This window comes from Roseateles sp. P5_B10 (genome assembly GCF_056400485.1).
The window spans coordinates 1-2,585 of record NZ_JBFULE010000744.1 but is presented as its reverse complement, the minus strand read 5'-3'; the positions used below and the strand labels follow the sequence as shown (position 1 = coordinate 2,585).

Sequence of the window (2,585 nt, the reverse complement as noted above, 5' to 3'; positions counted from 1 at the left end):
GTCCTACGTCGCGCTGGGCGCCGGTACCGTGCTGGCCAGCATCTTCGGCCACCGCATCAGCCGCCGCATCGGCCCGGGGCCATGCCTGGTGCTGGGTTATGCGGCCTGCGGCGTCGGCTGGCTGCAGCTGGCGCTGGCGCCAGCGGGTCATCTGGGCGTGGTCAGCTTTGGCGTGATGCTGTTCGCCTTCGGCTTCGGTGCCGTGCTGATCTTCATCAACTTCCTGTCGCTGCGCCAGGCTGTCACGCCGGCGCCCATGCTGGGCCGCATGACGAGCACGATGCGCTGGCTCATCCTGCTGCCTGCCGGGCCGGGCGCACTGATCGGTGGTTGGCTGGGCGAGCACATGGGCCTGCGCTCGGCGCTGGCCTTCTCGGGCGTAGGCGCGTGCCTGCTGGCGGCCCTGGCCTGGCGTCACCCGGTCATCCGCGGCGTGCGCGAACTGCCCAAGCCGGTTGAAGTGGTGACAGCGTGAGCCCCGCTCGGCCGCCCGAAGGGGCTCAGCTCCCGCCCGGCGGGACAGCGCGCAGCGCGAAAGGTGCCCATGAGTCTTGATCCGCTGTTGATCGACATTCCCGAGCGCCTGGACGGCGAGCGCACCGTGCTGCTGATGCCGCGTGCCGGCGTCGGCGCGGAGCTGGCCGTCGTCATCACGCAGGCGATCTCGCATCTGCGCCCCTGGATGCCGTGGGCCCAGGAGGCGCCGACGGCGGAGAGCTCGGAGATGGTGGTGCGCCGCATGCAGGCCGACTTCATCGCCCGACGCGACCTGTGCTTCCACATCTACGCCCGCCGCGCCGACGGCAGCCCGGGTCGGCTGCTGGGCGGCACCGGCCTGCACCGCATGGACTGGGCGGTGCGGCGCTTCGAGATCGGCTACTGGATCCGCCCCGAGGCGGCGGGCCAGGGGCATGTCAGCGAGGCCGTGCGGTTGCTGACAGGCCTGGCCTTCGATGTGCTGTCCGCGCGCCGTGTCGAGATCCGCTGCGACCCGCGCAACGTCAGGAGCCGCGCGGTTGCCGAACGTTGCGGCTTCGAGCTGGAAGGCATCCTGCGCAATGAGGCGCTTGGTGTCGACGGGCATCCCCGCGACACATGCGTCTACGCGCGCGTGTCCTGAACTTGCCAGACCTTCCCTAGCAGCGTCGACCTCCAGAGCACGACCTTGGGGGGGCGGCGGTCTGAGCGGCGCGCAAGACGCTGATGGCGCGGGAGACAAGGCCAGGCAGAGGCATTCGTCGCCGCCGAAGCAGCCGACTCGTGTCACCGTGCCGGCATAGGGATTGGACACGACGGGGTGCGGGCGCATGCTGCACAGGCGCTCTCATCCGCCTCACCCGAAGGTCCCACCATGTCAATCATTTGTGCTGTGCGCCCTCTTGCCCGGCCACGTCTGGCCACCCTGGCTTTGGTGGCTGCCGCCTTGACGTGCAGCCCGTCTGCCCGCGCGGTCGCTGACTTCGATGAGGTCATGCTCTACATGACCTCTGGCAGCTTTGTTGCCGGAGGCACGGCCACCACCACTTTCTTCTTCGGCTCGAAGCCAGCGGTCGATTTGAGCGCGGTCACCTTCCAACTCAGCTGGGACAACGCCTTGGCGACGCCCGTGGCGAGCGGGCCAGGGTCGGTGGCAGCGTGGGCCGCATTGCTGGATGCCAAGGGCGACGTCACTCTTGACTTCGGCGTGCCCCAGGTCATCACGCTGCAGTGGACGGYGGATCCGGGGGGCGGCTCTGCGAGCTGGATCAACACCGATTACAGCCATCCAGTGACGGCGACGTTCGGCTTTGAGACCAGCGCTTCGCTGTCAACGCCGTTCGCGGTGCGTTTCGAGCTGACGGACATCAAGAATTTCGCGGGAGAGACCATGAGCACCGGGTCCGGATTCTTCAACGGCGCGACGCTGTCGCCTGTGCCGGAGCCCAGCGGTTGGCTGGCCTTCACCGGCGGGCTCGTAGGTCTTTGGTCGCTGCGCCGCCGGTGGTGCGAGACGACCGCCCGCGGACTCCCTCTATGACTGAAACAGCAGCCGCCCTCCCGGTTTACAGACCAAGTGGTGGGCAACACGTACTTGCCTGCTTTTTCCGAATCCAATGCAACGTTGTGGAATGGCGGTGTCAAAACCCTTCTCGGCACTTTGGGTGGCAGTGAAACTTTCGCTTTGGGCATTAATAATTCCGGCCAAATAGTGGGCGCGGGATATCACGAAAAATGCGGCGAGGCATGCCATCTTGTGGCACGGCACTATCGCTGCGGATTTACGTACGCTGGGCGGTACTGACAGCTTTGCTCGAGCGATAAACGATCGAGGCCAAGTGGTGGGTGACAGCGATATCGCTGGCGATGCTGGCTCACACGCCGCCCTGTGGGACGGCGCCACCGTCACCGATCTCGGTGCCTTCAACGCCGCTGACATCAACAACGCAGGTGATGTTGTAGGGCGTAGCGCAGACCGTCGCGCTGTCCTGTGGAGTAAGGACACTCTGATCGACCTGAACAACTTGCTAGACGCATCCACAGTGGATGCGGGTTGGCGTTTAGAAGCCGGGGTCATTCACCTTGGCTGCCTTTGCCCTAATCTGCGC

2 protein-coding genes and 2 pseudogenes are annotated in these 2,585 nt (G+C 66.2%); all 4 read left to right on the top strand.

Going from position 1 to position 2,585, the window contains the following annotated elements:
- Positions 1-475, top strand: a pseudogene (locus AC1DU6_RS26925) (MFS transporter); the annotation flags it as partial.
- Positions 476-544: 69 nt separating this feature from the next.
- Complete coding sequence (locus AC1DU6_RS26920) at positions 545-1,120, top strand: GNAT family N-acetyltransferase (RefSeq protein ID WP_157282119.1); 576 nt, start codon at positions 545-547, stop codon at positions 1,118-1,120.
- A gap of 351 nt (positions 1,121-1,471) precedes the next feature.
- The gene (locus AC1DU6_RS26915) at positions 1,472-2,017 is read left to right on the top strand and encodes a PEP-CTERM sorting domain-containing protein (protein ID WP_477860860.1); all 546 of its coding nucleotides are present in this window, start codon (positions 1,472-1,474) and stop codon (positions 2,015-2,017) included.
- Positions 2,018-2,231: 214 nt separating this feature from the next.
- A pseudogene (locus AC1DU6_RS26910) lies at positions 2,232-2,585 on the top strand (hypothetical protein); the annotation flags it as partial.

What these genes read in the sequence shown, in the direction of transcription:
- AC1DU6_RS26920 (WP_157282119.1), top strand. Translation starts at nt 545, where the DNA reads ATGAGTCTTGATCCGCTGTTGATCGACATTCCCGAGCGCCTGGACGGC.